Below are 26,512 nucleotides of genomic sequence, written 5' to 3' on the forward strand. Positions count from 1 at the left end.
GCTCGTCAGGCTCATAACCTGAAGGCCGCAGGTTCAAATCCTGCCCCCGCAACCAATCACCAACACACCAAACCGCTTCAGCTACCCCTGAGGCGGCTTTTTTATGCCTGGTTTCCAAGGCGCAGCGGCGGCATCAGCAACGGATGTGGGCGCCGACGTGCGCCCGCCGGCGCTCCGCAGCCAGTGCAACGATGCGACGCATCGGCGGAACCTTGGGCTGGTCCGGCCCCTCTCATACCTCAGCCGGGCGATCGTGCGGCAGCGGGCGACCGGAACAGCTTCCCCCATCATCTGCCGCGAGACCATCCAGCCCAACACCGCGGCACGGCGTTCGTCTCACCCGCGGCGCGCTGCATCCTGGAACCATACTCCTTGCTGTGCTGGCGCGCCTCGCGGTACGCTTCCGTCCCCGCACGCTGATCGCTGTTCCCATGGCATCGCATTCCTACGCTGCAACGCCATCGATTCCGATTCCCGCCTCCGCGAGTCTCCCCAGCGTGTCAGAGACCATGCAGCCAAGTACAAGGAGCAGTGCCGCCGGGAAGACCTCCGCGATCCGCTATTTCTGACAGCAGAAGGTAAAGACGCCACCGATATTCTCACATACAACGCCGTATGTCGCAGAGATGCGGTGCCGCATAAATGCACGGCTGAATCCCGCAGCCTTGGCGCGCTCGATAATATCCCAGCCGGGAATCTCGAATACGAGGGCGCCACCTTCGTTATTCATCGGGTCGCCATGATATTCTGGCTCAAGCAGATGCACGATGTCGTCGTTCCGTAGAATCGCTCTTCGCTCCGACTTTTCGCTCAGATAATAGAAAGGAACCGTGCCGACATGCCATCCACCAGGTCGTAGCACGCGGTATATTTCCGCCAGGGCGGCATCGATCGAAGGGACATGTTCCAGCACCTCGTTGGTGACGATAACGTCGAACATGTCGGACTTCAGCGAAAGATCACACAGATCTTCCCTGGGTATCGGATACAACCAGTCCAGCTTCTCGGGGTCCGTCGTGTACTCGCTTCCCAGGAAGCGCGGAAACAGGCCCGCCAAGCGCAGGGCGAAGGGGGTCACCGCTTCGGCCGCGAATATTCTCGGCGAATGGAGCCGATTCTCCTCGCAGATGATTTCGATGTCGCGCATCACCGAGCGCTGGCGGGAGGAAATCCCACGAAACGTCATCCCTTCGCGCAAACTGCTGGTCGCGCCAATTTCGTCCGGATGGCTCGCATATCCGGTCAAGGGCTCTTTAAAGCCGCGCGACAACATCGTCTCGACCGCGCCAGTACAGGTCTGCAATGCTTCACCGACATGCTGGCCATGATAGGCCATCCACGCATCAAACCCTTCGAAATCAGAAAATACTTCCATGATTCATCCAGTTAATGGAAAGCTGTCGATTTCCTCCGGTGCGGCGCGCACGCAATGCGCGCGCCCGCAATTTCGGAAAATTACGTTCGATCGCAGCTTATAGAGGAAACGGAGGAGCCGCCAGCCGCTTTCGCTTTGTGTCCGCGTATGCCCAACGGGCTGGCACATCCTGAAACAAAACAGCAAAAGCTCTATTGAATGCTGGCAATCGCCAGTTCATAAGATTTCCAAATATTTCTACGCATGTGCAGAAGCGGGGCATTGTGCAGAGATCGTTGCTGAATCCGGTCGTGTTGGAACGGGCTGATAGTATCCGAGAGAGCTTTCTGTCCGCATCTCCATTCCGCCACGTCGTCATCGATGATTTTCTGATGACGCCGGTCGCTGATCAGATGCTCGCCGAATTCCCAGCAGTTTCAGATACTTCGAAACTAGTGAACGAATTTGGCGTGCATAACGCCAAGTCTGCGGTGTCAGATGTCCGGGGAATCGGCGGGATCTACCTCGATGTGGATACCTATATTCAGGGGGAAGAGTTTATTTCCCTTATGCAGCGAATCACCGGTATCGATGATCTACAGTATGATCCCTGGTACTATGGCGCAGGTACCCATGAGAACTTTCATGGCGCGGGGCTAGAGGCGCATTATGACTTTAATATCCACCCCCATACCGCCTATCATCGTCGGTTGAATGCCATCATCTATTTGAACAAGGATTGGCAGCCGGAATGGGCGGGGGATATCAGCTTCCATACGGATCCCTGGGATCTCAAGAACGATCAGAAGAAGACGGTTATCCCGGAGTTCAACCGTTGTGTCATCTTCGAGACGACTGAAAGCAGCTGGCACTCCGTCGGGCGGGTTTCCCTGCCTCCCGAAGAGCGGCATCGTAGCCGGAAGAGCTTTACGATCTATCTTTATACCAAATCGCGCCCAGCCGAAGAGACGGCGCCGGAGCACGGTACGGTCTATGTTCCGCCGCCATTGCCAAGCCATATTCGCGCCGGCCACGTGCTGACGGAGGCGGACATGGAAGAGGTGAACAGGAATCTCGAGCAGCGGCACGATTATCTCAAACAGATGTACAAGCGCGAATATCGCTTCTCGTCCGTCATCGAGGATCTGAAGCGTCAGATCGGTGATTGGAAGCGGGCCAGCCGGCTGCCCCTGGCGGGCGCTGCAACGATCCTGTCCGTGCGCGAACCGATCTATCCGGACGGCTGGATGGGAGAGCGCACGAGTTTCCAGCTACGCATCGACCGGCCTGCCGCCACGCTGGTCTTTCGATTCTGGCAGCTCGATGCGATCGACTATTCGACGGCGATAACCGGGACGGTGAACGGCGTTCGAGCGACGGTCGCTGCCGGTCCGGCCTTCACGGAAATGGAAATACCCGGCCCGTTTGCACCGGGAGAGATGCTTGATGTGGTGCTGGAGGTCGATCGAACGCGCCGCGGTTCCGAAAGCGATATGCGACAGATCAGCGTACAGTTGAGTGCGGTGGAGTTTCGCTGAAGCGCTTCGGCCGTCTGGGTTCGGCGTAGCGGCGGCGCATGGGCTATTTCTGGCAGCACAGTACGAACACGCCGCCCGTGTCTTCCGCCAAGATGCCGTGGCGCGCGGACAGGTGGAATCGCATGAAGGCCTTGCGGAAGCCTGCTGCACGGGCGCGATCGAGGATATCCCAGCCCGGTTGCTCGAACATCAACGTGCCCTTCGCGCTGTCCGGGGGGCCGTTATGGATCGCTTCCAGATGATGGACGATGCGATCCCCGATCCTTTCCGCCCGTCGCTCGGAATCCTGATGGAGATATCGGAACGAGACGGTGCCGATGTGCCATCCGCCGGGGGCTAGGATCCGGCGGAGCTCGGCGAGCGCATCGTCCATGGAGGGCACATATTCCAGAAGGTCGCTGGTGCAGGCCAGATCAAAGCGGTCGCTTTCCAGAAACAGGTCTGAAAGGTCGCCGAACGGGATCGGGTACAGCCAATCGCGTTCTTCCGGATCGGTCGTGTATTCAGTGCTGATGCATCGCGGGAAATGGGCCTTCAGTTTCATCGCGAATGCGGACATTGCCTCGGGTGCATAGGCGCGGGCGGAGACGACGCCGGACTCGGCCATCGCCCGTTCGCTGGCCGAGAGAACCGCCCGAACCCGCGATGCGATGCCCTGGTAGGACAGTCCTTCGCGCAAGCCCGATCCGGCTATGATTTCCTCGGGTTTCGCGATGCTGCCCGTCAGCGGCTCGATGAAACCATGTGCCAGGACCTGCCGCCCCATCGCGGCGATTTTCTCGCTGTCGATCGTCTGTTGGAATGTGCCACGGAACACATTCCAAGAGTGCATGTCGTGAAAATCCAGCGATAGATCCAACGCAAACCCCCGTCGCTCCAACTGCAGCGTTTCCACCCATTTAGAGAGCGTGGACGGATTCGCCAAATTTTCCCGCAACTTGATTGCGCAAACGAAACCATTCGCTCCCCTTTGTTGGTATCCGGCGACCAAATCGTGTCGGAGCTGCTGCGCTGCAGTTTACTGTCCAAAGGCGACGTCCTATGGATGCCGGATGCGCGTTGCGGAAGAACGCTAAGGGGTAGGATGGGGAGCGAGGCGAACGAGCGGCGCCTTCGAACCGGGAGCTTGATGTTGGGGGCCGGAGTGAATACGCGCGGAGGTATTAAGACCGGCGAATCCTCGCCATCGGCGGGCGGGGACCGCCGAAGCGATAGCGTCCCGGGGAAGATCTGTATTGCCGTTCTCGGAATGCATCGCTCGGGCACCAGTGCGTTCGCGCGGGTCATGAACCTGCTTGGGTGCTCGCTTCCGGTCGATCTGATGCCGCCAAGCGAAAGCAATGCTACCGGGCACTGGGAATCGGCCTCCGTCGCATCGCTCAATGACGAGATCCTCACCTCGGCCGGAAGTCGCTGGGACGATTGGATGCCGTTCAGCGAGGACTGGTACGCCTCACCGGTGCGGGACGGCTATCGGGATCGGGCGCTGGGCGTGCTGAACGCGGAATTCGGTGCTTCCCCCCTGTTCGTTGTCAAGGATCCGCGGATCTGCCGGATCGCGCCCTTCTGGTTCGACGTGCTGACGCATTTCGGGTGCGAGGTCATTGTCGCGATGCCGATCCGCAATCCGTTTGAGGTCGCTCAATCGCTGCAGAAGCGCGATGGCCTCGATATCGGCTTCGGCTTGCTTTTGTGGCTGCGGCACGTGCTGGAAGCGGAACATGCGAGCCGAGGCCGCGCGCGCCATATCTTCGCCTATGACCAACTGCTCGCGGATTGGGCGCAGGTAAGCCGTGCGATGGAAGAGGCGACCGGATTGGTATGGCCGCGCAAGACGGTGCTTGCAGCCGCCGAAGTCGATGGATTCCTGACCCGCGATGCACGGCACCAGAATGTGGAAGAGGCGCTTCCCCTGGGGCATCGTTCGCCGCTCTGGGTCCGGCAGACCTATACGATCTTGAAGCGCTGGTGCGAATTGGGGGAGGATCCGGCCGATTATGCGGCGTTGGACCAGGTGCGCGCCGAATTCGACGTGGCAGCCCCCAGCTTCGGCCTGGTTCTGCTGCACCATGCCGAACGGGAGGCGGGCGAAACCCAGCGCGCGGACGACGAGGGCGCGGCTACCGTCGCGCTGGAACAGCTTCGTGCCGAGATCGAGGCATCCCAGCAGATACAGCATGCGCTGCAGCTAGCGCTCAACGAAAGCAACGAGGCTCGGCAAGGGCTGATCGAAAGGCTCGAGCTTGCCGAACGGCGCCCGGACCTTGCCGATGCCGAGCAGCTGCAGCGTGCCTTGGCGGAATCGCAGGCCGCCCTCAAGACGGTCGGGGAGGAACTTCGGGGCGAACGCGCCATAGCCGCGTCGTTGCGCACGGATGTCGATGCTCTCTCGAGCCGGTTGATCACCGAGCGCACGGCGGCACAGAACCGCGAGCAGAGCCTGCAGGAGGAAATGGATCGCCTTTCCGAAGCGGCGGCGGCGAGCGCCGCCGATGCCGCGCTTCGTGAGGTGCTTCAATCTGCGCTGAACGAAAGCAATGCGGCGCGGCAGGCGTTGCTGGAGCAACTCGAAGCGGCGGAAGCGCGGTACCGCGCCGATGCCCAGCGAACGCAGTTGGACCTGGCGCAGGCCGAGGCGGCGCTTGAAGCCGCCCGTCACGGTCTTGAGGCGGAACAGGCTGCGACCACCAGGCTGCGGGACGATATCGCAGCCCTTGAGGGTCTGCGGCGCGAGGAGCGGCGGGGCGCGCAGGGCCGGGAGCAGGGACTGCTTGGCGAAATCGCCCGAATGTCGAGCGAACTCGGGCGCGTGGCGGCTGGTGCCGCCGAACGGGAAGCGCTGCTTCAATCGCTGCGCGGCGAGATCGTGACGCTTGAGAACAAGGTCGCCGAAATGGCCAGTGCGCTCCTCCAGCGCAAGGAGGAAGCCGCGCAGGCCTGGGCGGAAGTGGCTCTGGAGCAGCGCAGCCAGGCGTTGCTGCGTTCCGCCTTGGACCATGCCGAGGCCGAGCGGGCGACGCTTCGCGATGCCGTCAACCGGCTGACCGAAGAACTTGGCAGCCAGGCACGGGCAATGCTGGATGCGCAGTCGCGGCAGTTGCATGCCGAATGGGAGGCGCAACAATCGGCCTCCAGAGCGACCGCGCTGCAGGAGCAACTGGCGGAGCGGGAGCGTGCACTCGTCACGCTCTCCGGCCAGGTTTCCGATGCGGGCGCCCGTGCGGCTCGATATGAGCGCGAAATGGCCAGCCTGGTGCAACTGCAGCAGCAGTTGGAACAGCATATGCAATCGACCATCGATGCCGTGCGCGCGGAACAGGCTGAAGCCGCGCAGGTGCAGGTTGAAGCCGCACAGGTGCGGGCCGAAGCCGCGCTGGAGCAGGTCGAAGCTGTGCAGGTGCAGGCAAAATGGCTTACGGACTTCGTAACGTTCAACCGCCGCCTGCCGCGCTGGATCTGGCTGGTGCCGCTGGGAATGCGGCGGCGGTTGATTCGCGCGAGGGCCGAACGTACCGGAATGATTGACTATTCCGCCTATTATGCTGCGAATCCCGATGTCGCCCAGGCCGGCTGGGACGCCCTGGACCATTATGCGCATCACGGAATCTTTGAAGGACGCACCTGGTGACTTCCCGATTGGACTGGCGTTGTCTGAGTGACGTTTCCGATGAGAACGTCCGTGCCCTGCGCGAATCCGGCAGCTTCGATGCGGAGTGGTATCTGCGCGAATACCCCGATGTCGCGCAGTCCGGCGTCGATCCCGCCCGTCACTATCTGTGGTTGGGCGAACGGCTGGGGCGTTCTCCGTCGCCGCGGTCGCAACCCGAGACGCCGGGCGGCGTGGCCGGTGATGGCGCGACCGGGCAGGATCTCACCCGCCTGCGGGAAGAACTGAGCGGCGCCGCTGCCAAAATCGCCAGCTCCGATGCCGAACTCGGGATGCTGCAGCGTCGGTGCGATGCGTTCGCGCAGGAAACCGCCGCGATGCGGCGTGAACTCGACCAGATCAAGCACCGCACGGCGGCGGCAGGGGCGGGGCTTCCGGCGGTGGCACCGGTAGCGATTCCGGCATTGCTGGCCAATGCGGAGGGCCTGAGCGACAGCGAAGCACGGGAACGGAGCACGTTTCGTACCATTCATCGCAATGTCCGGCAGGAACTGGCGGACGCCAAGCGCAAGATGGTCCGCCAGATTCCGCCAGTCGTGGCCCCCGAAGCCTGGTCGATCCGGCAATGGCGCCAGCCGCCGGTGCCGGCCTATCTCTTCGATGCCGAATGGATCCGCTCGCGCAACCCGCAGCTTTCGGGTGTCTCCCGCGCGCGATATCGTCGCAGCAGAAGCCTGTGGCACGTCGATCCGCATCCTCTTTTCGATGCGGCGGCGTATCGCGCGAACGGCTGCTTCCTCTTCGGGCGAGAGGTTTCGCCGCTACGCCACTATTTGACGGCAGGCTGGCGCGAAGGCCGGGATCCGCATCCCTGGTTTGCCAATGACTGGTATCTGTGGCGCAATCCCGATGTCCGCGCCGACGGCAATATCAGCCCGTTGCAGCACTATCTTCTCTACGGCTGGCGGGAGGGGCGGCGCCCCAATCCGGTGTTCGATCCCGCGCTGTATCTTGATCGCTATCCCGACGTTCGAGACGCCGGGGTGGAACCGCTGACGCATTATCTCGCGTTCGGCCAGGCGGAGGGGCGGGATTGCCCGATCCCGGGCGTCGGCGAACGTGCGCGGCGTTGGATTCCGGCCGCGCTTCGCGATCGCGGCATCCTGGATTATCTGCTCCATGGCGAGCCGGTCATCGATGCCCCGCAGATCGATCTGGCCGCGCTTCTATCGGAACTGCGCGCGCAGCCGTCCGTCGCGCCGAGTGCCGGCGCGCCGGCCCCCGCGCGCCAGATTCTCCCTCCCCTCGCGCTGCCGGAATCCTGGCCGCCGCCGCCGCTCAAAAATTACTGGCTTCCCCAGACGACACGGGATTTCCTGCTGCCCGTCTATGGCGATGCCTTTCTGGAAGGCGTCCGCTACCTTTATTCGGTGATGGCGGCCTTTGAGGAAACGGCGGACGCGTTTCCATCGTCCGACGCGGCCTCGATGCTGGTCGGCCATGCCCGCGCGCTTGCCGAACAGGTGGCGAAGGCCACCAGCGGGGAGCCGGACGTTTCGATCATCATCCCCGTCTACAACAATATTCTTGATACGATATTGTGCGTTGTCAGCGTGTTGAACGCCTCGTCCCGGTTCAGCTACGAAATCATCGTCGCCGATGATTGCTCGACGGATGCGACTGCGACGCTGATTCCCGCGATCGGCGGATGCGTGCGGCACGTTCGCCACGCGAAGAATCACGGCTTCCTCGGCAATTGCAACGAAGCGGCCCGGTCTGCACGTGGCCGGTATGTCGTACTGCTCAACAACGATACCATCGTGCTGCCGGGCTGGCTGGATGCACTGGTCACTCCCTTCGAACGCATGGAGCGGGTTGGCCTGGTGGGGGCGAAGCTCATCAACTGGGATGGCACGCTGCAGGAAGCCGGCGGCATCTTCTGGCGGGACGGTTCCGCCTGGAATTTCGGGCGGGGGCAGCGCCCCAGGGCGCCCGAATTCTCCTATCTGAAGGACGTCGACTATTGCTCCGGAGCGGCCATCGCGCTGCCGATGACCGTCTGGCGGGAAATGGGCGGCTTCGATCCGCTCTACAGCCCCGCCTATTGCGAGGATTCGGATCTCGCCTTCCGGCTGCGCGACGCCGGCTACCGGACGCTGATGAACCCCGCGGCGGAGGTGATCCACCACGAGGGCCGCAGCCATGGCCGTGATCTGGCGAGCGGCATCAAAGCCTATCAGGTCCAGAATCAGGAGCGCTTGTTCGAACGCTGGCGGTCGGTGCTGGAGCGCGATCACTATCCCAATGCCCACGAAGTGTTGCGCGCCAGGGATCGATCCTCCGGAAAGCGACACATCCTGCTGGTGGATCATTATGTGCCGCAGGAAGACCAGGATGCCGGTTCACGGACGATCTATCAGTATATCAACACGTTGCTGGAAGATGACTGTATCGTCACCTTCTGGCCCGACAATCTGTGGCGCGATCCGGAATATACGCCCCGCCTTCAGGCGCTCGGTGTTGAAGTGATCTACGGACCGGAATTCCGCGATGGTTTCGATGCGTTTCTGCAAGCGCGCGCCGATCTATATGATGCGGTCTTTCTGAGCCGCCCGCATATCGCCACCAATTATATCGATTCGATCCGGCAGCACACGACCGCACCGATCCTGTACTATGGCCACGATCTTCATTTCAAACGCATGGAAGCGGCCAAGGCGCTGGGGCAAGAGACCGACCAGCGTGCGATTGATGCGATGCGCGATCTGGAATTCCGCGTCTGCCGCGGCAGCGACGTCATATTCTATCCTGCGCCCGAAGAGGTCGATTTCGTTCGCAACGCGATCGGCGGCAAGCGGGAGTTCATTGCCAATCCGGTGTTCCTGTTCGATCGGGATCAGGTCGAACAATCGCGCAAGCGGCTCGCCACCTTTTCGATGCAGGGGGCTCCGCGTCTGCTTTTCGTCGGCGGGTTCAATCACACGCCGAACCGCGAAGGCATCCTCTGGTTCGTGCAGGAGGTGCTGCCGCTCGTCCGCGCGCGTCGACCCGATGTCGTTCTCGACGTGGTCGGTTCGAAGCCGCCGGCAGAGGTGCTCGATCTTGCCTCGCCGGGCGTGAACGTTCTGGGCTTCGTTTCGGACGAGCGGCTGATGCGCCTCTATGCCGAGGCGACGATCGCGGTCGCGCCGCTGCGGTTTGGCGCCGGGGTCAAGGGCAAGGTGATCGAGGCGATGGCGATGGGGGTTCCGGTGGCGACCACGCCTACCGGTGCCCAGGGCATCGAGGCGCCGGACCGGCACCTGTTCGTCGGGGAAACCGCCGAGCAATTGGCGGAGGCGGTGTTGCTGGCGCTTTCGGATCGCAGGCAGGCAATGTTGCGCGCCGATGCGGCGCTCGACTTCATACTACGTCATTACTCCAAGGCGGCTCTGCAATCGCTGTTCCGCCGCCTGATGCCGCGCCGACACTAACCACGGAGTAGAATGGTGAAGATCCTGATTACCGGCGCGGGTGGGATGATGGGATCCCACCTTGCAGAAATCCTGGTCCGTGAAGGCCATGAGGTACTCGCCACGTTCCTCGATCCGACCATCGACATGACGACGGTGGATCCATCGGTGGCGTTCACACCGCTCGACGTGTGTGATCGGCAGGCAGTGTTCGACCTGATCGAAGCGCATCGCCCGACGGAAATCTATCACCTCGCGGCGCAGAGCCTCCCGACGGTTTCTTGGACCGATCCTTGGCGGACGTGCCGCGTCAATGTGGAAGGTACCATCAACGTCTTCGAGGCGATTCTGGCGGTTCGAAAGACCGACGCCGCCTATGATCCGATGACCGTGATCGCCTGTTCGTCGGCCGAATATGGCGCCAGCCTGACCCCGGACCGGATCCCCATCGGGGAAGATGCGCCTCTTCTTCCGCTGCATCCCTATGGGGTGAGCAAGGTGGCGCAGGACCTGCTGGGCCACCAATATCACTTCAATCACGGGTTGCGCTGTATTCGCGCGCGCATCTTCAACTGCACCGGCCCCCGCAAGCGCAATGATGTCGTGTCCGATTTCGGACGAGCCGTCGTGCGGAGCCTGCATGAAGAGGTGCCGGTGCGGCACGGCAACCTGAAGACGAAGCGCGCCATCATCGACGTTCGGGACATGGTGGATGCCTTGATCGCGCTGGCGAGGAAGGGCACGCCCGGCGAAGCCTATAACATCTGTGCCGACATAGCCTACGAGATATCCGACATCCTCGAGATGTATTTCGAAGCGGCTGGGCGGAGATTGCCGACGGAGCAGGATCCCGCGCTCCTGCGGCCCTCCGATGAAGCGATCATTTTCGGCGATACGACCAAGATCCGCCGAGATACTGGGTGGAGTCCCAAGCTGGATTTGCGTCGTACGCTTGCGGACGTTTTCGCGTATGAACAGGAACAATATCGTCGTCATGGTTGATCGGGCGGTTCAGGGCATGCATTGGTTTTCGGCGAATGTCCGGGCGCGCTCGCCGCTGCGCTTGGGGCTTGGCGGCGGCGGTACGGATCTCGCGATCTACAGCGATGTGCATGGCGGCGTGGTGCTCAATGCCACGATCGATCGCTATGCCTATGCGCATCTGACGAAGAACCGCCGGGGCGACATCCATTTCAAGGCGGACGACCTTGCCGCGCAGGAAAGCCTGCCCTGTTCGCTGGACTTCGATATCCGCGAAGGGCTTTGCCTGCACCGTGCGGTCTATCGCCACATGATGCTCGAATATAATGGTGGCAGGGCCGAGCCGGTGACGATCACGACGACGATCGACGTTCCCGCGGGTTCGGGCCTGGGGGCTTCGTCGGCGTTGACGGTCGCGCTGATCGAGGCGTTTCGGCACGCGATGCAATTGCCGCTCGGCCCCTATGACGTCGCGTCGCTCGCCTATGATATCGAACGCCGGCAGCTTGGCCTGATGGGCGGCAAGCAGGATCAGTATGCGGCCGCGTTCGGTGGATTCAACTTCATCGAATTCCTGAAGGATGGCGCTGGGGTCATCGTCAATCCGCTGCGGTTGCGGTCCGACTATCTCAATGAATTCGAATCGTCGCTGGTGATCTGCTTCAGCGGCCAATCGCGCGAATCGGCGGATATCATCCGGCAGCAGGTCGGCGGCCTGCAGGAACTGAACGACGCTACGGTCGCTGCCATGCATGAGATCAAGGATCACGCGCACCGGATGAAGGTGGACCTGCTGGCCGGCGATATCCGCAAGACCGCCGAGGTGCTGCGAAACTCGTGGCTGTCGAAGAAGCGCACCGCTTCCTCCGTATCGAATTCCACCGTGGAGCGCCTGCTCGACGTGGCGATGGAGAGCGGCGCTTGGGCCGGGAAGGTTTCCGGTGCGGGCGGCGGCGGCTTCATCATGCTGCTGGTGGATCCGGAGCGCCGCTACGGCCTGATCCGCAACCTGAACGAGCATGGCGGCCAGGCGAGCTCGGTCAAGCTCACCTTCGACGGCGCCGAAGCCTGGTCCGTGCGGGCATGAGCGTAAGCCCGCCTCGGCAGTGCGTGATCCTGCTCGGTGGCCTGGGCACGCGGCTCGGCGCGTTGACGCGCGAGACGCCCAAGCCGCTGCTGCCGGTGGGGGAGCGGCCGTTCATCGACGTGCTGATCGGCGAAGCCGTCCGGCGGGGATTTCAGCATATCCTGCTGCTCGCCGGCTTTCGTTCCGATGTCGTGCAGCGCTATGTCGATGCCCGCGCGCAAACGCTTCCCGAAGGGGTGCGCATCGACATTTCGGTGGAGCCCGAACCCATGGGCACGGGCGGCGCGCTGGCCTGGGCCCGCCCGCTGCTGGACGAGCGCTTTCTGCTGCTCAACGGGGACACTTGGTTCGATTTCCACTGGCTGGATCTGGCGCGTGTCGCCGGATCGCATGCGGCCGTTGCCGCGCGATCGGTTCCTGCGGCGGACCGGTATGAGAGCCTCGATGTCGGGCCGGACGGCCAGGTCGTGGCGATCCGGCCGCGCGGTGCGGGCGAGCGGCCGGCACTGATCAACGGCGGCGTGTATCTTCTGCGCCGCAGCGATCTCGACGGCTATGCGGGGCGCTTTTCGATCGAGGAAGATCTGTTGCCCGCGCTGATCGCGCGCGGAGAACTGCGCGCGCGGCGCTATGATGGATTCTTCCTCGATATCGGCCTGCCGGAAACCTATACGCTGGCGCAATCGGCCATTCCGGCGCAGCGCCGGCGGCCGGCGCTGTTCCTGGATCGCGACGGCGTTCTGAACCATGATGACCGATATGTGGGCTCGCTCGATCGGCTCCGCTGGATGGAGGGGGCGGCGGACGCGGTTCGTCTCGCGAACGCGCGGGGATATTATGTGTTCGTCGTCACCAACCAGGCCGGGGTCGCGCGCGGCTATTATGCCGAGGCCGACGTGCAGCGGCTGCATCGGTTGATGGGGGAGCAGTTGCGCGCCGAAGGCGCCGTCGTCGATGACTGGCGCTACTGCCCCTATCATCCGGACGGGGTGGTCGAACCCTATCGGGGTCCGCATCCGTGGCGTAAGCCGGAGCCGGGCATGATCCTCGACCTGATGGCGCATTGGCCGGTCGATCGGGCGAACAGCCTGCTGGTAGGCGACCAGCCAACCGACCTCGCCGCCGCCGAGGCGGCCGGGATCGCCGCGCACCGCTTCGAAGGTGGAAATCTGCGGGCGTTTCTCGCCCCGCGCTTGACGTGAACTGAACAGCCGACCGGGGAACGAGTTTCTGATGACGATGGACGTTTATGATCGCGGGCCGCTTGGCGACTTGCGTGCCGCAGCGGCGGAGAGCAGGGACTGGCTATGCAACGTAGCGGCGCCCTTGTGGGCGACGCGGGGGCGTACGCCGTCCGGCCTGTTCGCCGAACGGATCTCGCTGGCCGGCATCGCGGATCCGAGCTATTTTCGTACCTTCGTTCAGGCACGCCATATCTTCTCGTTCTGCGCGATCGGGGAAATGGGCTGGCAGGGGCCATGGCAGGCGCTGGTGGGGGAGACGATCGATCTCCTCATCGCCCGCGCGCGCCGGGCCGACGGCTTCTTCGTGCACCGGCTCGATGCGAATGGCGCCCCCCTGGATGGCCGGGCCGACCTGTACGACCAGGCCTTCGTGTTGTTCGCGCTGGGCGCTGCCGGCGCGGCGCTCCAGCGGAGCGACTGTTTCGATGTGGCGGAAGCGCTTCTGTCCGTCCTCGAGCGCCATTGGAGCCATCCGGCCGGCGGGTTCACCGAAGGCGAGATCGTCGACAGCCGAATCCGCCGCCAGAACCCGCACATGCATCTGTTCGAAGCGGCACAGGCGCTTGCCGAGGCCAGCGGGCGCGCGCGATTCGAAGCGCTCGCGCAGACCATCGGCAGTCTTGCGATCGACCGCTTCCTCGATCGCGAGAGCGGTGCGTTGCTCGAATATTTCGACGATCGGCTGGTGCCCGCCGCCGGTGAGGAAGGGAAGATCGCAGAGCCTGGCCATTGCTTCGAATGGGCATGGCTGTTCGAGCGCATGGCGAAAGGCGGCTGGCCGCAAGGCGCCGCCATTTCCGACGCGCTTACCGGCTTTGCCCGGCGCACCGGCATCGCCAAGGGCGTGGCGATCAACGAGGTGCTGGTCGACGGTACCGTTCGCAACGCGGATGCGCGCCTGTGGCCGCAAACGGAGCGGATCAAGGCGGCGGTGGCACGGTTCCAACGCCTGGGCGCTGCCGAAGAAGCGGTCGAGGCCGTTGCCGCGGTTGCCGGCCTGCAACGATATTTCGACGTAGCGATCCCCGGCCTCTGGCGCGACAAGCTGAAGGCGGACGGTAGCTGGGTGGAAGAACTTGCACCGGGTAGCTCGCTCTATCACATCGCCTGTGCGGTTCTGGAACTGCACCGCGCAACGATGGGGGCGGCGATCTCCGCCTGACCGTCGACGGCATCGAAAGCGGCGATCACGATGGGGGCCGCAGGGTCCGTTTCGTGGCGCTGCTTTCCAGCGCCCCGCCGCCGATCGTCAGAGTGCACTATATGCAGCAACGGCCTCGGCGACGTCGTCGAAGGGGACGGCCCGCCCGCTCTGGAGGACGAGCGCGCGGGTACAGAATTGCTGAACGAACTCGTTGCTGTGCGATGCCAGGATCATGGTGCGGTCGTTGCGTTTCTCGAAAAGCTCGACCATGCACTTCCTCTGGAAGTTCTGATCGCCGACGAGGATGATCTCGTCGATAAGGTAGCATTCGAATTCGATCGAAAGCGAAAGCGCAAAGGCAAGCCGCGCGCGCATTCCCGACGAATAGGTTTTCACCGGCTTGCGCAACTGCGCCCCGAGCTCGGTGAATTCCTCGACAAAGGCACGCGTTCGGGCATAGTCCTGTCCGTAGATTCGCGCGATGAACCGGGCATTGTCGTAGCCGGTCATGCTTCCCTGAAACCCGCCGGTGAATCCCAGCGGCCAGGATACGGACATGTTGCGCGCGATGCGCCCGCTCGTCGGCATTTCGACGCCGCCGATCAGGCGGATCAGCGTGCTCTTGCCCGCGCCGTTGCGGCCGAGCAACGCGATGCGATCGCCATGCGCGACTTCGAAATCCACATCCCGGAAGACGAAGTTCCGGTGCCCCCCGCGGCCATAGGCCTTGCTGACGTTGCGACAGGTGATCATTCGACCGTCAACGTCTTGCGAACATGCCGGCACAGCATAAGCCCGATCGCGGTGGCGACAATCGAGCACAGAATGGGGTTCCAGGGATCATAATAGGCCTCGACCTTGTTGCCCCACAGCCCTTTGCGCATCATCTCCACCGCGTTCACGAACGGCGAATACATCAGATATTCGCGCAATGTCGGCGTGAGCCACGAAGACATGGTGAAGGATCCCGAGAACGGCAGCATGACATAGGTCGTCACCGGGATGAATTTCTCAAGAACCTCCGACATCTCCGAAAGCGGCGCGATGATGAAGCAGAGGGACAGGACGAACAGCGCGTATAACAGCCAGCCCGCCATGAACAGGCCGATATCGTTCGGAACCGGGAAGACATCGAACTGGATGAGGACGGTCGCGATGAAGAGATAGGCCATCATGCCGCCGATCATCTCGATCATGAAGCGAACGAAAATGAAATCGTAGAGATGGATCTGCCGGTGATACAACAGCGCGCCGTTGGCGATGAAGATGCTGACGGACTTGGAAATCGCATGCCGGAATAGCGTGATGGGAATATAGCCGGACACGACGAATGCGATGATCCCGATGCCGTGTTCCTCCGGCCCCTTCATGTAGCGCCAGATGATCGCGACGAGGCCAGCAAACAGCAGCGGCTCGACCATGATCCAGAGAAAGCCGATATTCTCACGGCCGAAGCGGGTCGTGAGCTCGCGGATCATCAGGGCCTGGATCACACGGAGCTGAACCTGCGCACCGCGCCGAAGGCGATCGAGGTTGGACGTCTCCATCTTAATTGTCCGGTGCGTGCTCGAGAATGCCGACGACCAGCATCCAGCCGATCAGATACAGGCATGTTGCGACCGCGAAGACCACCAGCATGTTCAGCAGCCGCTGGGGGAGCAGCGGCATATCGGGAAGATTGGGATCGACGACCCGCTCCAGATAGAATTGCTGGCGCTGCGCGTCGCCCGCCGCCTGGACAAGCGATGCATTGGCAACGTTCAGGCTTTGGGTGGCAAACTCCTGTTCTACAAGGAGGTTTTCATAACCGCCGATCTTCGATGCGATTCCGTTGCCGGGGCCGACAACGCGGCTGTCCTGCGAGGCGATCTGATCGGAGATGGCGCGCACCTTGCTGCGCAGCGCGGAAAGCGAGGGATTGTTGGGCGCGGTCCGCTCCATCTGCTCGACCTGCGCCTGCAGCGCCGCGCGCTGGGCGATCAGGGTATTCGAGATTTCGAGCGCCCCCACCGCCTGTTTGGCGGGATCGATCAGCGCCTGCTGGTTGCGATATTGCCCCAGGGCGACGCGGGCGCGCTTCACGCGCTGCGTCGCCTGGTCGACTTGCTTTTGCGCCTCGGCAACTGCCTTTTCCTGGGCGCGGGCATTCAGGCGATTCACCAGCGCTTCGCTCAACCCAAGCAGGCGCCGGTTGATGTCATAGGCATCGTTGGGGCTGAACGCCTTTACGCGGATAACGGCAACGTTGGTTTCGTGATCCAGGCTGGCGTCGACCATCTTGCCATAGAACTTGTACAAATGCTCGAACGAGTTGGTCGAAAGCGGTTGCGGGAATCGCGAAAGGAAGTCCGCCTTGGGCGTGGCATAGCGTGCGCGGATGTTCGGGTCCTGCTCGAGCGCCTTCAAGGCATCGCGCGAACGCACATAGGAAAGCACTTCGTTGGTCTGTTCCTGTCCGCCCGACAAGCCTGTTGTCTGGATGAGGTTCGCCAACGTCGACGTCTGGGACCGCTTCTGATCCGGGCTTTTAATGACAAAGCGCGATTCAGAAATGTAGATGTCTGACGCAATAAAGCCATAATAGATCGCGGATAGTGCGGTTGGCAGTGCAACAAATATCAGAAACCATCGATACTTCTTCAGCCATGCTCCGAACGGCGAACGGCGGCTGGTGCCGACATTGTCTATTACGAACGAGTGTTCAACGTTCATAGGAACTCTGGATATATCCTTGCAGGCCGCCAGGGCCTGGCCGCTTTGATCGATCGTGATGGCGCTAAGGCATCCCCGTCATGCACGCAAGCTGCAATAGGGGAGCCGCCTTCCCCATGGGATGCGGTTCAGCGCTGCAGCGGCGCGGAGTCCGGGTGGATCGCCGCAGCCAGGCGGTAGCGTCGAGGCATCGTCACAATGCGCTGCGGCGGGCCAATCTACGACCCTGTCGTGGGTTGCTCCGAGCCGCGATAGCGCTACCATCTCGAGTAGCCGGGAATCGCGGAAATATGCATGGCAGCCATGTGGTTAGGCCATGCCGGCACAAGGGGAGCGGACGATGATGCGGACATGGGCGTTGCTGTTGTTGCTTCCGGCTGCCGCCGCGCCTGCGCAGGAATCGCTGGAGCAGGCCCGTGCCGTCGTCGGCGGTACGAGCGGGGCGCCGCAGCGATTGATGGTCGCCGATATCCCGCCGCCGGCGGGCAGGCCGCGCATGTTGTTCGACGGGCATAGCCTGCGCGAATGGCAGCCATGGCTCGGCTATGCCGATCCGTCGATCACCTACAAGGCCGATCCGGGGGCGGCACCGATCGGCACTGGCCGCGACACCAGCGGCGACTTCGCGGTGCGCACCGTCGATGGGGAGCCGGCGATCTGGATCAGGGGCGAGACCTGGGGGAGCCTGGTCCACACCGCCGATCTGCGCGACTATCACCTGCGACTGCAGTTCAAATGGGGCGCGCGCACCTATGCGCCGCGCCAGGCTCTGCCGCAGAATAACGGCTTGCTCTATCACACCCATGGCCGGCCGGGGGAGGTGTTCGGCACCTGGCGCCCCTCCGCCGAGTTCGAGATCATGCGCGGCTCGACCGGGATGATCGTGATGGTCGGCCGCCAGATGCGCGCGCATAGCACCGCCGGGGTGGATCCCGCCCTGATCGCGCCGCATCTGCGCTTCCGCACCGATGGTCGGGTGGTGGAGATGGTCAACGGCACGCCGACCTGGAATGTCGAGGCGGCGCGCGACGCCGAAAAGCCGGTGGGGGAATGGAACACGCTGGACCTGTATGTGCTGGGCGATCGGGCCATCCATGTCGTCAACGGCGTGCCGGTGGCCGAGGTGCGCGATCTGGCGGTGATCGCGGCGGACGGCAGCCGCACGCCGCTGACGCACGGCCAGATCCAGCTGCAGTCGGAAGGCGCCGAAACCTGGTTCCGGCGCATCATGGTCGAGCCGATTTCCAGGCTGCCGCGGATCGTGGTGGCGCGGGACTGATTCAGTGCGGCGGCGGCGCGGTGCTGCGGCGGACCACCAGTTCGTGCGCGAGCGTCACCTGCCGCTGCCGCGGTTCGCCGCCGCGCAGGATATCGACGAGCAATTCGATGGCGTGGCGGCCGATCAGGCCTTTCGGCTGGGCGATGGTGGTGAGCGCGGGGAGGAAGAAGCGGGCGAGCGGCAGATCATCGAATCCGATCACCGATATGTCGCGGGGGCAGTCCAGCCCCGCCGCGGTGACCGCGCTCATCGCGCCGACCGCCATTTCGTCGCTGAAGCAGAAGATGGCGGTCACCGCACCTTCCAGCAGGGCGCGCGCCTCGCGGCAGGCGGAGTCCGCCGAATAATCGCCCACCCGCACCTGCAGGCGCGCGGCCAGCCCATGGCGCTCTGCCGCCCGCATCGCGCCGGCCAGGCGGTCGCGGCTGATCGGGCTGATCGGGGTGCCGGTGATCACGCCGATATCGCGGTGGCCAAGCGCGACCAGATGTTCGATCGCGTCGCCGCTGGCGGCCGCATTGTCGATATGCACGCTCGGCACGCCGATATCCGGGCTGTATTCGCACCCGTTGACGATCGGGGCGATGCCGCCCTTGGCCGCTACCAGCGAGACGAGGCTGGCCGGCAGGCGGTGGCCGAGGAAGACGAGGCCGTCGACTTCGCGGCGCAGCAGCATCTCGGCATATTGGTCCTCCACTTCGGGATCGTGGCGGGTGTCGCCCAGCACCACCGCATAGCCGGCGTCGCGCGCCGCTTCCTCGGCACCGCGAATCACGCTGGCGAAGAAGGGGTTGGAGATATCCGGCACCGTCAGCAGGATCTTGGCGGCGCGCAGCGTGCGCAGCGTGCGTGCCGCGACATTGGGACGATATCCAAGCGCATCAACGACTTCGAGTACGCGTACCCGCGTCGCCTCCGCCACCCGATCGGGCTGGCTGAGGACGCGCGACACGGTTGCCGTCGAAACGCCGGCAGCGGCCGCGACCTCGATAATCGTCGTCATCCGCTTGTCATGTCGCCTGCGGCGGATCGTGTCGACAGGAAACGATGTAATCCTTTACATCATCGCCGAGCCTGCATAGGCTGCGATTCGAACGGCGGCACAGCCGCGTCCGGGGGAGAGGAAGCGCATGGCCGCTGCTGAAGGGATGGCTGCGAACCACGCGCAGCCGGTATCGGGATTGTTGACGGGGCGCCTGAGTGCGCTGATGTTCCTGCAATTCTTCGTCTGGGGGGCGTGGAACGTCACGCTCGGGCTGGTGATGCAGACGGTCGGGCTGGGCAGCCTGATCGCCAACGCCTTTTCGGTCGGCCCGATCGCCTCGATCGTCGGATCGTTCCTGCTCGGCATGGCGGCCGCGCGGTTCCTCAGCCCCAGGATGCTGATGGTGGTGCTCCACCTCGTCGGCGGCGTGCTGCTGTTCGTGCTGCCCACGCTGCTCACCCCCGAGCATGGCGCCAGCTTCGTCTGGCTGCTGCTCGGCTACATGATCCTCTACATGCCGACGGTGGGTCTGGCGAACACGATCGCGCTCAAGAGCTTTGGCGAGCGAGTCGATCGTTTCCCGTTCGTCCGCGCCTTCGGCACGCTCGGCTGGATCGTCGCGGGGCTGCTCATCGGCTGGGCGCACCTGTCCGCCAGCCCGCAGATTTTCCAGATCGCCGGCGTCGCCTCGCTCGCGCTCGGCCTGTACAGCATCACGTTGCCCAACGTCACGCCTGACGCGCCGCAGGGCAAGAGCCTCGCCGCCGAGGTGTTCTGCACCGAAGCCTTCGGGCTGATGCGCAACCGCTCGTTCCTGATCTTCATCCTCTGCGCGACGCTGATCTCCATCCCGCTCGCGATGTATTATGCCTATGCCTCGCCCTATGTCGGCGCGGCGGGGATCGAGAATGTCGGCGGCACGCTCAGCATCGGCCAGATGTCCGAGCTGGTGTTCATGTTTTCGATGCCGTGGCTCTATCGCCGCTTCGGGGTGAAGCCGCTGCTGCTGGTCGGCATGGTCGCCTGGGCGCTGCGCTACGCGCTGTTCGCGATCGGCGATGGCGGCGCGGGCATCTGGGCGATCTATGCCGGCGTCGCGCTTCACGGTGTTTGCTACGATTTCTTTTTCGTCGCCGGCGCAATCTACACCGGCACCATCGCGACGCCCAAGGGAGTCAATGCGCAGGCGCAGGGCATGCTGACGCTGTTCACCTATGGCGTGGGCATGCTGCTCGGCTCGCAGATCGGCGGGCTGCTCTATGCCCAGCTGCCGGCCACGCCGACGATCGCCGACTGGCAGCATATGTGGTGGTACCCGGCCATCGCCGCGGCAGTGATCGCGCTGCTGTTCCAGTTCACCTTCAAGAACACCAAGACGGAGACGCACGCATGACCGCGATGCAGGGCCCGGGCATCTTCCTCGCCCAGTTCCTCGGCGACACGGCGCCGTTCGACACGCTGGACCATATGGCCGAATGGGCAGCCGGCCTCGGCTATGTCGGGGTGCAGATCCCGTGCGACCCGCGCCTGATCGACTTGCAGCAGGCGGCCGAGAGCCAGGCCTATTGCGACGATCTGCGCGCCCGGCTCGACAAGTTCGGCATCCAGCCGACCGAGCTTTCGACCCACCTGCAGGGCCAGCTGGTCGCGGTCCACCCGGCGTACGACACGCTGTTCGACGGCTTCGCGCCGGTCGAGCTCCACGGCAAGCCGGCCGAGCGCCAGGCATGGGCGGTCGAGCAGGTCAAGCTCGCCGCGCGCGCCAGCGCCCGTCTGGGGCTGAAGGCGCACGCTACCTTCTCGGGCGCGCTGGCCTGGCCCTATGTCTATCCCTGGCCGCAGCGTCCGGCTGGGCTGGTGGAAGAGGCGTTCGCCGAACTCGCCCGCCGCTGGCTGCCGATCCTCGACGTGTTCGAGGAAGCGGGCGTCGATTGCGCATTCGAAATTCATCCGGGCGAAGACATCCATGACGGCGCCAGCTGGGAGCGTTTCTTGGAGGCGGTGAACCACCATCCCCGCGCGCGCATCCTGTTCGATCCGTCGCACTATGTGCTGCAGCAGCTCGACTATCTTGACTTCATCGACCGTCATCACGACCGGATCTCGTGCTTTCACGTGAAGGATGCCGAGTTCAATCCCACCGGTCGCAGCGGTGTCTATGGGGGCTATGAGAGTTGGGCGAACCGCGCCGGCCGCTTCCGTTCGACCGGCGACGGGCAGGTCGATTTCGTCGGCATCTTCAGCAAGCTTGCACAGTACGGCTATCGCGGCTGGGCGGTGATCGAGTGGGAATGCGCGCTGAAGAACAGCGAGGACGGCGCCCGCGAAGGCGCGCCGTTCATCCGCGACCACATCATCCGTGTCACCGAGCGCGCGTTCGATGACTTCGCCTCAAGCGGTGTCGACAAGGCAGCGATCCGTAATCTGCTCGGGCTGGGGCGCGGCGACGCATGACCCGGCATCCGCTGAAGCTCGGCATGGTCGGCGGCGGCGAAGGCGCGTTCATTGGCGCCGTGCACCGCATGGCGGCGGCGCTCGACGGCGACTGGCGGCTGGCGGCCGGCGCGTTCAGCACCGATGGGGGCAAGAATGCGCGCACCGGCGATCTGCTCGGGCTCGATCCGGCGCGGGTCTATCCGACCTATGACGCGCTGCTGTCGGGCGAAGCCACGCTGCCCGAAGGCGAGCGCATCGATGCGGTGGCGATCGTCACGCCGAACCATCTCCACGCGCCGGTCGCCATCGCCGCGCTGAATGCCGGCTTCCACGTCTTCTGTGAAAAGCCGATGGCGATGAACGGCGGCGAAGCGCGCGCCATCGCAGCCGCCGCCACAGCGAGCGGCAAGCGCTTCGGCCTTGCCTTCACCTACAGCGGCTATCCGCTGGTCGAGGAGGCGCGCGCGCGCGTCGCCCGCGGCGATTTCGGCGCCATTCGTCTGGTGCAGGTGGAATATATTCAAGGCTGGCTCAGCGGGTCGCTCGATACCGAAGGCAACAAGCAGGCCGAATGGCGCACCGATCCGGCCCGTGCTGGTCTGGGTGGCTGCCTGGGCGATATCGGCACCCACGCCTTCCACCTCGCCGAGCATGTTTCCGGCCTGCGCGTCGAGACGCTGTCGGCCGAACTCGCCATCCATGTCCCCGGCCGCCGGCTGGATGACGATGTCAGTGCATTGCTGCGCTTCTCGGGCGGCGCGCGTGGAACGCTGAAGGCGACGCAGGTCGCGGCGGGCGAGGAAAACGGCCTGCGCCTGCGCATCCATGGCGAGCGCGGCGGGCTGGAATGGGCGCAGATGGAGCCGAACACGCTGACGCTGCGCTGGCTCGATCGCCCGGCAGAGACCGTCCGCGCGGGTGGTCCCGGCCTGGGGGCGAGCACCACCCCCCTCCTCCGCACCCCGGCCGGGCATCCCGAAGGCTATGTCGAGGCCTTCGCCAACCTCTATCGCGGCTTCGCGGCCGCCATTCGCGGCGAAGCGGGCAGCGGCTGTCCCGGTTTGGCCGATGGGCTGCGCACCATGGCCTTTGTGGAGGCGATGATCGCCAACGCGAACGCCGACCAAAAATGGACCGAAATCGAACCCGGAGAGCGTAAATGAAGTTTTGGATGGCCCTTGTTGCAGGTGCGGCGCTGACGGCGAGTGCTCCCGCCTGGGCGCAGACTGCGGCCCCGCCCGCCTTCGCGGCGTGCAAAGCGTGCCACACGGTGGAGAAGGGCGGCAAGAACGGCGTCGGTCCCAATCTGAACGGCGTCGTTGGCCGGCCGGCGGCATCGCTGCCCGGCTTCAACTATTCCACCGCGCTCAAGAATTCCAAGCTGACCTGGGATGCGGCGACGCTGGACCAGTTCCTCGCCGCGCCGATGAAGAAGGTGCCCGGCACCCGGATGCCGATCGGCATGGCGGATGCCGCCAAGCGCGCCCAGATCATCGCCTATCTCAAGGCCGCGGGCGGCAAATGAGCGTCTCGCGCCGCACCGTGCTGGCGGGTGCTGCCGCTGCCCCGCTGGCGGCGTCTTCCGCCGCCGCGCGCGGCCAGTCGAACGCGGCGCGCTTCTCGCTCCACTTCGCGCCGCACGAGGGCAGCTTCGCCAGCCGCGGCAACCGGCTGGAGCAGATCGCCTTCGCTGCCGACCAGGGTTTCACCGCCTGGGAAGACAATGAAGCCGCCGGCCGCCCGGTCGACGAGCAGGTGGCGATGGCCAAGGCATTGTCCAGCCGCGGCATGACCATGGGCGTGTTCGTCGCCGCCATGCCGAAATGGGCGCAGTCCCGCCCGATCCTTGGCGCCAATGACGGCGCCGAGCGCGAGGCGTTCCTGGCGGACATCCGCGCCTCGATCGACGTCGCCAAGCGGCTGAATGCCACGCGGGTGACGGTGGTCACCGGCTTCCTCGATCCCAAGGTGCCGCTGGACATCCAGACGGCGCGGGTGATCGACACCATGCGCCGCGCTGGTGACATCGTCGCATCCCATGGCTTCGCGCTGGTGATGGAGCCGCTCAACACCCGCACCAACCATCCGGGCGTCTACATGCAGAGCATCGCCCAGGGCTATGCGGTGGCGCGGGGGGCGAACAGCCCGGGGATCAAGGTGCTGGCTGACCTGTATCACGAGCAGATTCAGTCCGGAAACCTGATCCCGACGCTCGACATGTGCTGGGACGAGATCGGCTACATCCAGTTCGGCGACAATCCCGGCCGCAACGAACCGGGGACCGGCGAAATCAACTACGCAACCATCGTTCGCTGGCTGCGGGCACGCAACTATGCTGGGGTGATCGGAATGGAACATGGCAATTCGATCAAAGGTCGGGCGGGCGAGGAGCGGCTGATCGCCGCCTATCGCGCGATCGACGCCGGCTGAGGGGGAGAGAAAAGCGATGTCGAGATGCAGCATGGCGCTGCTCGCAGGTCTGACGGCGCTGGCCGCCGCGCCTGCCGCCGCACAGGAAAAGCCCGGCTTCAAAGATACGCCGATCCTGCCGGGCGGCAGCTGGCACGTCCATGATTCGGATCGCCCGGCGCCGGCTGTGGTCGTACCTGCCGCCCAGCCGGGCGGCGCGCCTTCCGATGCGATCGTGCTGTTCGACGGCCGCTCGCTCGATGCCTGGCGGGCCGAACGCAAGCCGTGGCCGGTGGCGAATGGCGTGCTGACCGTGCCCAGCCGCGCGAGCAGTGGCGGCGAGAACGCGCTGATTACCAAGCAAAGCTTTGGCGACGTCCAGCTCCACCTGGAGTTCCGCTCGCCCAATCCGCCGACCAAGAGCTCGCAGGATCGTGGCAACAGCGGCATTTGGTTCATGCAGCGCTACGAGATCCAGATCCTCGACGGCTACCAGAACCCTACCTATGCCGATGGCACGGTGGGCGCCGTCTATGGCTGGAAGCCGCCGCTGGCCAATGTGTCGCGCAAGCCCGGTGAATGGCAGAGCTACGATATCGTGTTCGAACGCCCGCGCTTCGCCGCCGATGGCAAGCTGGTACGGCCGGCCTATATCACCGCCTTCCTGAACGGCGTGCTGGTGCAGAACCACCAGGCGATGCTTGGCACCACCATCTGGCGAAATGTCGCGCAATATCAGGCGCACCCCGATGCGGCGCCGATCCAATTGCAGGATCATGATTCGCCGGTCTCGTTCCGCAACATCTGGGTGCGGCCGCTGCCCGAAGCGGCGATTGCCCAGGATCTTCCTGGAGAAGCCAAATGATCGATCGCAGAACCGCCCTGGCCGGCGTTGCGGCCATGTTCGGCGCCGGTCTGTTCGCGCCCATCGCGCGGGCGGCGCAAGTGACGGCGCCCGAGCTAATCAGCGAGGGGCCGCCGAGCGTAGCGGTGTTCACGCCCGCCCAGCATCTACTGATGACGGCGCTGAGCGAGCGGGTGATCCCCACCACCGACACACCGGGCGCAATCGCCGCGGGCGTTCCCGCCTTTATCGAGAAGCTGCTCGCCGACTGGGCGCTGCCCGCTGACCGGGTGCCGATCCTCGCCGGGCTCGACGCGATCGAGGCGCGCGCCCAGCAGGACTATAAGGTTGCCGCGGCGAAGGCGACGCCCGAGCAGCAGGATGCGCTGCTTACGTTGGCGATGAACGGGGCCATCCCCGGTGGCCAGGCCTTTTTCGAGGCGTTCCGGCAACTGGTGATCGCCGGATACTACACCTCCGAAATCGGCATCACCCAGGAGCGCGAGTATCTGCCGGTTCCCGGCGAATATAACGGTGCCTTTCCCTATTCTCAGGTCAACAAGGTGTACAGCGCATGATGATCCGCCGTCGTACTCTGCTCGCGGGCGCCGGGGGCGCCATCGCCGCCACTCTTCTCGATCGGATCGTGCCGCCGGCACAGGCCGCATCGCTCTCCGCGATCGGCATCCAGCTCTATACGGTGCGGGACATCTTCCAGAAGGATCCCGCTGGCACGCTCGCGGCGATCGCCAAGATCGGCTATCGCGAAGTCGAGTTCGGCGGCGGCGGCTATGAAGCAATGGACACCACCATGCTGCGCCGGACGATGGACGAGACAGGCCTTCGTTCTCCGTCGATCCATGTCGGCTATGATGCGTTGCTCGGCCAGTTCGAGCAGGCGGTGTCGCGGGCCAAGACGTTGGGCGCCGATACGGTGGTGCTGCCCTACATGACCGCCGAGCATCGCACCGAGGAGGGCTGGCAGAAGGCGCTGCCCAACTTCAACCGCTTCGCCGCCGATCTGAAAAAGGCAGGGCTGGGCTTCGCCTATCACAACCATGATTTCGAATTCACAACCCAGCCGGGCGGCGTGAGCCTGTATGAGCGGTTCCTGAAGGAAACCGATCCGGCGCTGGTGAAGATCGAGCTCGACCTTTACTGGGCGAAGTTCGCCGGGCAGGATCTGGCGGCGCTGATCGATCGGATCGGCAGCCGCATTTATGCCTATCACGTCAAGGACATGCGCCCCGATCGCAGCATGACCGCGGTCGGCGCCGGCACGATCGACTTCGCCGCGCTGTTCCAGCGCAAGGCCGGGGCCGGCGTGCGCCATTTCTATGTCGAGAACGATCAGGCGCCCGCCCCCTATCTGCCCGACATCACCACCAGCTTCAAAACGCTCCGCGCACTGCGCTTCTGAGAACGATATCCCGGGAGGGG

General features: G+C 64.1%; 22 protein-coding genes. 16 read left to right on the forward strand and 6 right to left on the reverse strand.

Translation table 11 applies throughout. The annotated features are described in order from the left end of the window. Positions 1–559 precede the first annotated feature (559 nt). Complete coding sequence (locus tag DD559_RS02875; RefSeq protein WP_116467862.1) at positions 560–1,375, reverse strand: class I SAM-dependent methyltransferase; 816 nt, start codon at positions 1,373–1,375, stop codon at positions 560–562. 245 nt (positions 1,376–1,620) lie between these two features. On the opposite strand from DD559_RS02875, the gene DD559_RS02880 reads away from it, so the two are divergent. Next, the gene (locus DD559_RS02880) at positions 1,621–2,892 is read left to right on the forward strand and encodes a 2OG-Fe(II) oxygenase (protein WP_206364432.1); all 1,272 of its coding nucleotides are present in this window, start codon (positions 1,621–1,623) and stop codon (positions 2,890–2,892) included. Positions 2,893–2,935: 43 nt separating this feature from the next. Here the strand turns inward: DD559_RS02880 and DD559_RS02885 are convergent, their stop codons facing one another. Next, positions 2,936–3,787 (reverse strand): class I SAM-dependent methyltransferase, encoded by an 852-nt coding sequence (locus DD559_RS02885; RefSeq protein ID WP_165830960.1) that lies wholly within the window; start codon positions 3,785–3,787, stop codon positions 2,936–2,938. Positions 3,788–4,177: 390 nt separating this feature from the next. Here DD559_RS02885 and DD559_RS02890 point away from each other — a divergent pair, with 390 nt between their 5' ends. The 6 genes from DD559_RS02890 to DD559_RS02915 are packed head-to-tail and all read left to right on the forward strand — an operon-like array spanning position 4,178 to position 14,425. Next, complete coding sequence (locus DD559_RS02890; RefSeq protein WP_133243766.1) at positions 4,178–6,520, forward strand: hypothetical protein; 2,343 nt, start codon at positions 4,178–4,180, stop codon at positions 6,518–6,520. Continuing rightward, positions 6,517–9,972: a glycosyltransferase gene (locus DD559_RS02895; RefSeq protein WP_133243767.1), complete on the forward strand. Its 3,456-nt coding sequence runs from the start codon at positions 6,517–6,519 to the stop codon at positions 9,970–9,972. The genes DD559_RS02890 and DD559_RS02895 overlap by 4 nt, the downstream gene beginning before the upstream one ends. A gap of 15 nt (positions 9,973–9,987) precedes the next feature. Further along, on the forward strand, positions 9,988–10,953 hold the full coding sequence (locus tag DD559_RS02900) for a GDP-mannose 4,6-dehydratase (protein ID WP_116470670.1): 966 nt from the start codon (positions 9,988–9,990) through the stop codon (positions 10,951–10,953). Positions 10,954–10,969: 16 nt separating this feature from the next. Next, positions 10,970–12,019 (forward strand): GHMP family kinase ATP-binding protein, encoded by a 1,050-nt coding sequence (locus DD559_RS02905; RefSeq protein ID WP_116470671.1) that lies wholly within the window; start codon positions 10,970–10,972, stop codon positions 12,017–12,019. 23 nt (positions 12,020–12,042) lie between these two features. Further along, positions 12,043–13,221 carry an HAD-IIIA family hydrolase gene (locus tag DD559_RS02910; protein WP_206364433.1) on the forward strand — a complete coding sequence of 393 codons (1,179 nt, stop codon included), beginning with the start codon at positions 12,043–12,045 and terminating at the stop codon, positions 13,219–13,221. 31 nt (positions 13,222–13,252) lie between these two features. Continuing rightward, positions 13,253–14,425, forward strand: coding sequence for an AGE family epimerase/isomerase (locus DD559_RS02915; RefSeq protein WP_240610093.1), 1,173 nt, complete (start codon positions 13,253–13,255; stop codon positions 14,423–14,425). 87 nt (positions 14,426–14,512) lie between these two features. On the opposite strand, the gene DD559_RS02920 is transcribed toward DD559_RS02915, so the two are convergent. Genes DD559_RS02920 through DD559_RS02930 form a run of 3 tightly spaced genes read right to left on the reverse strand, consistent with a single transcriptional unit; the run spans position 14,513 to position 17,119 of the window. Next, positions 14,513–15,160: an ABC transporter ATP-binding protein gene (locus tag DD559_RS02920; RefSeq protein WP_116467868.1), complete on the reverse strand. Its 648-nt coding sequence runs from the start codon at positions 15,158–15,160 to the stop codon at positions 14,513–14,515. Next, positions 15,157–15,954: an ABC transporter permease gene (locus DD559_RS02925; protein ID WP_116467869.1), complete on the reverse strand. Its 798-nt coding sequence runs from the start codon at positions 15,952–15,954 to the stop codon at positions 15,157–15,159. The genes DD559_RS02920 and DD559_RS02925 overlap by 4 nt, the downstream gene beginning before the upstream one ends. Before the next feature lies 1 nt (position 15,955). Beyond that, positions 15,956–17,119: a KpsE/RkpR family capsule polysaccharide export protein gene (locus tag DD559_RS02930; protein WP_116467870.1), complete on the reverse strand. Its 1,164-nt coding sequence runs from the start codon at positions 17,117–17,119 to the stop codon at positions 15,956–15,958. A gap of 340 nt (positions 17,120–17,459) precedes the next feature. Between DD559_RS02930 and DD559_RS02935 the strand changes: the two genes are divergently transcribed. After that, positions 17,460–18,398 (forward strand): 3-keto-disaccharide hydrolase, encoded by a 939-nt coding sequence (locus DD559_RS02935; protein WP_116467871.1) that lies wholly within the window; start codon positions 17,460–17,462, stop codon positions 18,396–18,398. 1 nt (position 18,399) lies between these two features. On the opposite strand, the gene DD559_RS02940 is transcribed toward DD559_RS02935, so the two are convergent. Beyond that, the gene (locus DD559_RS02940) at positions 18,400–19,401 is read right to left on the reverse strand and encodes a LacI family DNA-binding transcriptional regulator (RefSeq protein WP_116467872.1); all 1,002 of its coding nucleotides are present in this window, start codon (positions 19,399–19,401) and stop codon (positions 18,400–18,402) included. Between the two features lie 127 nt (positions 19,402–19,528). On the opposite strand from DD559_RS02940, the gene DD559_RS02945 reads away from it, so the two are divergent. From DD559_RS02945 to DD559_RS02980, 8 genes are read left to right on the forward strand one after another with little or no spacing between them, the layout of a single operon-like run. Then, complete coding sequence (locus DD559_RS02945) at positions 19,529–20,776, forward strand: MFS transporter (RefSeq protein WP_206364434.1); 1,248 nt, start codon at positions 19,529–19,531, stop codon at positions 20,774–20,776. Continuing rightward, the gene (locus DD559_RS02950; RefSeq protein ID WP_116467874.1) at positions 20,773–21,837 is read left to right on the forward strand and encodes a sugar phosphate isomerase/epimerase family protein; all 1,065 of its coding nucleotides are present in this window, start codon (positions 20,773–20,775) and stop codon (positions 21,835–21,837) included. Before DD559_RS02945 ends, DD559_RS02950 begins: the two co-directional genes overlap by 4 nt. Continuing rightward, entirely contained in the window at positions 21,834–22,982 is a 1,149-nt protein-coding gene (locus tag DD559_RS02955; RefSeq protein ID WP_116467875.1) for a Gfo/Idh/MocA family protein, read from the forward strand. Before DD559_RS02950 ends, DD559_RS02955 begins: the two co-directional genes overlap by 4 nt. Further along, complete coding sequence (locus DD559_RS02960; protein ID WP_116467876.1) at positions 22,979–23,344, forward strand: c-type cytochrome; 366 nt, start codon at positions 22,979–22,981, stop codon at positions 23,342–23,344. Before DD559_RS02955 ends, DD559_RS02960 begins: the two co-directional genes overlap by 4 nt. After that, positions 23,341–24,249, forward strand: a complete 909-nt coding sequence (locus DD559_RS02965) for a hydroxypyruvate isomerase family protein (RefSeq protein WP_116467877.1) — start codon at positions 23,341–23,343, stop codon at positions 24,247–24,249. The genes DD559_RS02960 and DD559_RS02965 overlap by 4 nt, the downstream gene beginning before the upstream one ends. Before the next feature lie 16 nt (positions 24,250–24,265). Next, positions 24,266–25,093, forward strand: coding sequence for a 3-keto-disaccharide hydrolase (locus tag DD559_RS02970; protein ID WP_116467878.1), 828 nt, complete (start codon positions 24,266–24,268; stop codon positions 25,091–25,093). Continuing rightward, positions 25,090–25,650: a gluconate 2-dehydrogenase subunit 3 family protein gene (locus DD559_RS02975; protein ID WP_116467879.1), complete on the forward strand. Its 561-nt coding sequence runs from the start codon at positions 25,090–25,092 to the stop codon at positions 25,648–25,650. The genes DD559_RS02970 and DD559_RS02975 overlap by 4 nt, the downstream gene beginning before the upstream one ends. Then, positions 25,647–26,492, forward strand: coding sequence for a sugar phosphate isomerase/epimerase family protein (locus DD559_RS02980; RefSeq protein ID WP_116467880.1), 846 nt, complete (start codon positions 25,647–25,649; stop codon positions 26,490–26,492). The genes DD559_RS02975 and DD559_RS02980 overlap by 4 nt, the downstream gene beginning before the upstream one ends. Positions 26,493–26,512 lie beyond the last annotated feature (20 nt).

Origin of the sequence: Sphingomonas pokkalii (assembly GCF_003096275.1) — a bacterium.
GTDB classification, from domain to species: domain Bacteria; phylum Pseudomonadota; class Alphaproteobacteria; order Sphingomonadales; family Sphingomonadaceae; genus Sphingomonas; species Sphingomonas pokkalii.